Annotated in this window: 6 protein-coding genes; 4 read left to right on the top strand and 2 right to left on the bottom strand. The window is 72.2% G+C overall.

The features are described from left to right. Positions 1-1,204 (top strand): cytochrome b/b6 domain-containing protein (locus B1729_RS15915; RefSeq protein ID WP_239539677.1); only part of this gene is annotated, 1,204 nt, incomplete at its 5' end. A gap of 117 nt (positions 1,205-1,321) precedes the next feature. On the opposite strand, the gene B1729_RS15910 is transcribed toward B1729_RS15915, so the two are convergent. Then, the gene (locus B1729_RS15910; RefSeq protein WP_163633751.1) at positions 1,322-2,011 is read right to left on the bottom strand and encodes a pentapeptide repeat-containing protein; all 690 of its coding nucleotides are present in this window, start codon (positions 2,009-2,011) and stop codon (positions 1,322-1,324) included. A gap of 176 nt (positions 2,012-2,187) precedes the next feature. Between B1729_RS15910 and B1729_RS15905 the strand changes: the two genes are divergently transcribed. From B1729_RS15905 to B1729_RS15895, 3 genes are read left to right on the top strand one after another with little or no spacing between them, the layout of a single operon-like run. Further along, the gene (locus tag B1729_RS15905) at positions 2,188-3,453 is read left to right on the top strand and encodes a histidine kinase (RefSeq protein ID WP_163633750.1); all 1,266 of its coding nucleotides are present in this window, start codon (positions 2,188-2,190) and stop codon (positions 3,451-3,453) included. Beyond that, a complete protein-coding gene (locus B1729_RS15900; protein ID WP_163633748.1) occupies positions 3,441-4,181 on the top strand; it encodes a response regulator transcription factor in 741 nt (246 codons plus the stop codon). Before B1729_RS15905 ends, B1729_RS15900 begins: the two co-directional genes overlap by 13 nt. Next, a complete protein-coding gene (locus tag B1729_RS15895) occupies positions 4,178-5,038 on the top strand; it encodes a DUF4097 domain-containing protein (RefSeq protein WP_163633746.1) in 861 nt (286 codons plus the stop codon). Before B1729_RS15900 ends, B1729_RS15895 begins: the two co-directional genes overlap by 4 nt. 6 nt (positions 5,039-5,044) lie before the next feature. On the opposite strand, the gene B1729_RS15890 is transcribed toward B1729_RS15895, so the two are convergent. Continuing rightward, on the bottom strand, positions 5,045-5,548 hold a 504-nt coding region (locus B1729_RS15890), incomplete at its 5' end, for a coenzyme F420-0:L-glutamate ligase (protein ID WP_239539676.1).

Raw genomic sequence — 5,548 nt, 5'->3', positions numbered from 1 at the left:
GGGCGGTGAGCCCTGGCCGCCCGCCGGCTTCGCTCCCGCCCCGGCAGCGCCGGTGTCGGAACCGGCGGCATCGCCGGCAGCCGCGCTGGCGACGGATGCCACACCCTCGCCGGCTGCGCCCACCACGGTCGCCGCAGAGGTCGTTCCCACCGAGCCCCAGGCGCCGGCCGCTTCCGGCACGGTGACGGGGGTGCCGCTGTCGCAGCCGCTGCCGTTCCCGCGCACCGTGTGGGCGGGCGCGGCCGCACGCACCCGCCGCGAGCCGGCGTCCGAGCCGCAGCGGATCGGACCCTTCACGCGCGGCCAGTGGGCGGGCGCCGTGATCGTCGGTGGCGCGGGCCTCCTCTACGCCGCCGCGATGGCGGTGTTCGCGGTGCGCTGGCTGCTCAGCACGCAGTGGGGTGCCGACTTCCTCGCGACGTACCCGGGGGAGTACCACCTGCCCGAAAGGGCCCCGGTCGGATTCCCGGCATGGCTCGGGTGGCAGCATTTCTTCAACGTCTTCCTGATGGTGCTCATCATCCGGTCGGGTCTGCGCGTGCGCACCGAGAAGCGGCCGACCGCGTTCTGGTCGCCGCGGAACAACAACCGGCGCAAGATCAGCCTGAACCTGTGGTTCCACCAGTCGCTCGACATCCTGTGGCTGGTCAACGGCGTGGTGTTCGTGGTGCTGCTGGTCGTGACCGGGCAGTGGATGCGAATCGTGCCGACGTCGTGGGAGGTGTTCCCGAACGCCGTCTCGGCGGGCCTGCAGTACGTGTCGCTCGACTGGCCCACCGAGAACGGCTGGGTCAACTACAACGCGCTGCAGCAGCTGGCCTACTTCGCCACCGTGTTCATCGCCGCGCCGCTGGCCGTGATCACCGGCGTGCGGATGTCGGGCGTGTGGCCCAAGAACGCCGCCGGGCTGAACAAGGCGTACCCGGTGGAGTGGGCGCGCGCCGTGCACTTCCCGGTGATGCTCTACTTCGTGGCGTTCATCGCGGTGCACGTCTTCCTCGTGTTCGCCACCGGCGCGCTGCGCAACCTCAACCACATGTACGCCGCGCAGGGGTCGGTCGACCCGGACGCCTACGCGGACAACTGGACGGGCTTCTGGTTCTTCGTCGCCTCGCTCGTGGTGATCGCGGCAGCCTGGATCGCCGCCCGCCCGCTGGTGCTCGCTCCGATCGCCCGCCTCTTCGGCAAGGTCTCCGGGCGCTGACGCTTCGCGGCGCTGGCAGGCAGCGTTTCGTCTCTGCGTTTCGACTCGCAAGCTCGCTCAACGACCGGGGCGTGAGCCTCGGGATGACCGCGCTCCTGTCGAGGGCCGCGTCCCAGGTCAGCGGTCGACGCGGATGCCGGCGAGGTCGGCGAGCACCGGTGCCATGAGCTGGAGCTGCTCGGGCGAGATCGTGGCTCCGCGGAGGCCTTCCAGGCCGACGACCTGACCGATGTCGGCTCCACGCAGATCGACGTCGGTGAGCCGCCCACCGCCGGCGTTCAGCGTGGCGATGCGGGTGGCCTCGAAGGCGACGCGGCGGGCCGAGGCATCCAGCAGGTCGATCTCGTCGATGGTGCAGTCGACGAACGCGACGTCGAGCAGCTCTGCGGCGCGGAGGTTGACATAACCGAGCTTGCAGCGGATGAGTCGGACGCCGCGCCACGACGCGTCGTACGCCTCGAAGGACCCGAACCTGCTGTCGCGCATCTCGACGTCGCGCCAGCCGCTGCGGACGCCGGATACCGCAGGAATGTCGGCCCCGGTGATCACCGATTCGAGGATGTGCGCTCCGCGCAGCGTCCAGCTGCCGACGGCCAGGCCATCGAAGCGCGTGGCCTCGACGGTGTCGCCGACGCGGAGCTCCCACGCCTCGCGCACGACGTCGGCGTAGGCCACCCCCTCGAAGCCCGCGGAGCCGAACGACGCCGGGTCGCCGACGGCGAGGTCGGAGAGCACGCTCTCGTCGAAGTCGAACTGGGGTGCCTGCGTCCCATTGCCTCTGCGCGACGCCTTGGTCCGTATTGCCACCCCTGCACCCTAACCCCGGGCGGCGACACCGCCCCCACGTGGGCTCCGTGGGCACTCGCTGAGAGCACAGCGCCAGCAGGCGCCTGCCTCGCCCCACGCCTCCGGGGGATAACCCGAAGACAAGACTCCGGCTGCCTCGGGCGCGCGCGGCGGCCCACGCGCCTACCGTAAGGGGCATGACCTCCTCGGACTCTTCTGCCGTCCACCCGGTGACGCGGCCCGCCCAGGTGGCGGGCGCCATCGCGCAGCTCGCCGCGCTCGGCGTGATCGGCGTCGCCGCGTTCTCGCTCGTCCTGTCGCTGCTGGGCGTCGGCATCGCCCTGGTGTTCGTCGTCGGCATCGGGTTGCTCGTGCTGATCGGGCTCGTCTACGTGCTGTTCGCGCTCGGGTGGCTCGAGACGCAGCGGGTCGACGGTCTCTACGGTTTCGGTCTTCCGGAGCTCCGGCCCCGCAAGAGCGGACGCCCCGGATTCGGCGGCGCCATGCGCACGATCTGGATGCAGGCGATCGACCCCCTCACCTGGCGGGCGATCGCGAATCTGGCGATCGCGACGATCCTCGGATGGGTCGTGGTGGCGCTCGCCGGACTACTCGTCTCGGGCGCCGTGCTCGCCTTCACGCCGCTCTTCGCCGAGGCGAGCGCGGTGCGACTGGCCCGCACCGGCATCGAGGTTCCGCTCTCCTGGGCGGTGCCGGTGGGTATCCTCGCCGCACTGGTCGCCGCCGCCGGCCTCGTCGGGCTCGGCGTGCTCCACGGCATCATGGCGCGAGCGATCATGGTTCCCTCCCGCGAGGCGCAGCTGGCCGCGGAGGCGCGCGTCTCCAGCCAGCAGCATGCCGGCGCCGTCCGGGCCGCTGACGTCGAGCGCACGCGCATCGAGCGCGACCTCCACGACGGCGTGCAGCCGAGGCTGGTGTCGGTCGGCATGACGCTGGGCCTTGCGCAGCAGAAGATCGACGCCGACCCCGAGGCTGCACGCGCTCTCATCGCCGAGGCCCACACCTCGACCAAGGCGGCCATCACCGAGCTGCGACAGCTGGCCCGCGGCATCCACACGTCCGTCCTCGACGATCGTGGCCTCGACGCCGCCCTTTCGGCGCTCGTGGCCCGCTCGGTCGTGCCGGTGCACACCGACGTGCGGCTCGACGGCCGCTGCAGCCGCGGGACCGAGGCGGCGGCGTACTTCGTGATCGCCGAAGCGCTCACCAACGCCGCGAAGCACTCCCGGGCCACCGAGGTGCGCGTCATCGCGCGGCTGCGCGAACCGGGCACCCTCTGGGCGCGCGTGGAAGACAACGGCGTGGGCGGTGCGCGGGTGATCGCCGGTGGCGGCCTCGACGGCATCGTCAACCGCGTTCTCGCGGCCGGCGGCGAGGCGCGCATCGACAGTCCCGTCGGCGGACCCACGAGCGTGGAGGTGAGCATCCCGTGCGCGTCCTGATCTGCGAAGACTCGGCCCTGCTGCGGGCAGGCCTGGTGCGCGTGCTCGAAGACGCCGGCCACGAGGTGGTCGCCGCCCTCCCCGACGCCTCGAACCTCGACGAGACGGTCGACCGGACCGCTCCCGAACTGTGCATCCTCGACGTGCGCCTGCCGCCGAGATGGACCGACGAGGGCATCCGTGCGGCGCTGTCGCTGCGGGCCCGGCTGCCCGAGCTCGCGGTGCTCGTGCTGTCGCAGTACGTCGAGGAGCGCTACGCCGCCGACCTCATCTCGTCCAGCGGCGGCGCGCTCGGCTACCTCCTGAAAGACCGGGTGGCCGACGTGACCGACTTCCTCGAAGCCATCGAGCGCATCGCCGCAGGCGCCACGGTGCTCGACCCGGAGGTGGTCGCGCAACTGCTCAGTCGCCGCACGCGGGACGAACGGATGCTGCGCCTCACCGATCGCGAGGCGTCCGTGCTGGCCCTGATCGCGGAGGGCCGCTCCAACCAGGCCATCGCCAAGACGCTGCACGTCACCGAGGGCAGCGTCGAGAAGCACATCACCGCCGTCTTCCAGAAGCTGAACCTCGAACCCGACGAGTCGGGCAACCGCCGCGTGCTCGCGGCGATCGCCCACCTCGAGCACGGCGGCGCCACGCCGCCTCCCCCACCGACACCTCCTTCGCAGACACCTCCTTCGCAGACACCGGGCGGCCGCGGGCCGCAGACAGGAACGAACCGATGAGCACCACCATGACGCCGCCTCCTCCTGCCGCTCCGGAACGCCCCGCCGACGCGCCCCAGCCTCCCTCGGGCGGATCGCGGGTCGTCGCGATCGTCATCATCGTGCTGGGTGCGTTCGTGCTGCTGGGCACGATGACGTCGGCCGTCTTCGGCACGATCGCATCGGCATCCGTCCACACCTCGACGCGGTCCCTCGACGTCGCCGGTGTCAGCGAGCTGGCCGTCGACGCCGCTGCGGGAACGCTGCGCGTCGAGTTCGCCGACGTGCAGGAGGCCGAGCTCGAGGTCACCAGCTCGTGGGGCGCCGAGAATTGGCGGTTCGAGCGCGACGGCGACACGCTCGAGGTGGCGTCACCCGATCGGTTCGGATGGCTCGGCTGGCGTGGATGGTTCGGCGACGGGGGCGCGGATGCCGTGCTGCTGCTGCCCGCCGCCCTCGAGGGCCTCGACGCGGACGTCTCGCTCGCGGCCGGCGAATTCGTGACCGATGGCGACTTCGGCGAGCTCGACCTCTCGCTGGCAGCAGGATCGTTCGACGTGTCGGGATCGGCGGAGTCGCTGAGTGCCGACGTGAGCGCCGGCCGCGGCACCCTCGAGCTCGACGGCGTGACCGAGGCCGTGCTGACGGTCAGCGCCGGTTCGCTGGACGCGGTGCTCACCGGCACCGGGCCCGACGTGATCGAGGCCGACGTGAGCGCCGGCACGCTGCGGATGACCGTGCCGGAAGGCGACTACGACGTCACGTCGGACGTGTCGGCCGGCGAGTTCGAGAACGAGATCGGCTCCACCCCGGGCGCGTCGAACACGATCCGCGTGCAGGTCTCGGCCGGCCAGGCAGTACTCAAGGCCGGGCGCTGATCCCGGTCAGGCGGCCGGCCCGGCGGATGCCGGGCGCAGGCCGCCTGATCTGGGCGAAGCCTCCGGGGGCATGAGCCCGGCCGCGCCCGCCGCGAACCCCTCGGCATAGGCCTCATCGGCGCCGAGGCGGAACATGTCGCGTTCGAGTGGGCGCACGATCGACCGCGCGCCGGGAAGGTCGAGGGCCCCGACGAGGTCGGCGCGGCCGCGGACCACGGCGACAGGCCGCCGCGTCGCCTTGCCCTTGACCAGATCGGCGGCCGCGGCCAGCTCGTCGGCGACGCACGGCATCGTGACGACGAGGGGGCGGCCCTCGGCATCCGTCCCCCCGCGAAGGTCCTCGAAGACCTGCACGCCGCCGGCGCCGATGGCGTGGTCGGTCTGGCCCTCGCGCCACGCCCGGCCCAGGGTGTCCGACACGATGACGCCGACCTCGACCCCGAGCCGTTGCCGCAGCCCGGCCGCGATCGAGCGGGCCGACGCGTCGGGGTCGACGGGCAGCAGCAGCAC

Origin of the sequence: Microbacterium sp. B35-04, assembly GCF_010634885.1 — a bacterium.
Taxonomy (GTDB): domain Bacteria; phylum Actinomycetota; class Actinomycetes; order Actinomycetales; family Microbacteriaceae; genus Microbacterium.
The sequence above is the reverse complement of the archived record's forward strand: the minus strand, read 5'-3'. Positions and strand labels throughout refer to the sequence as shown.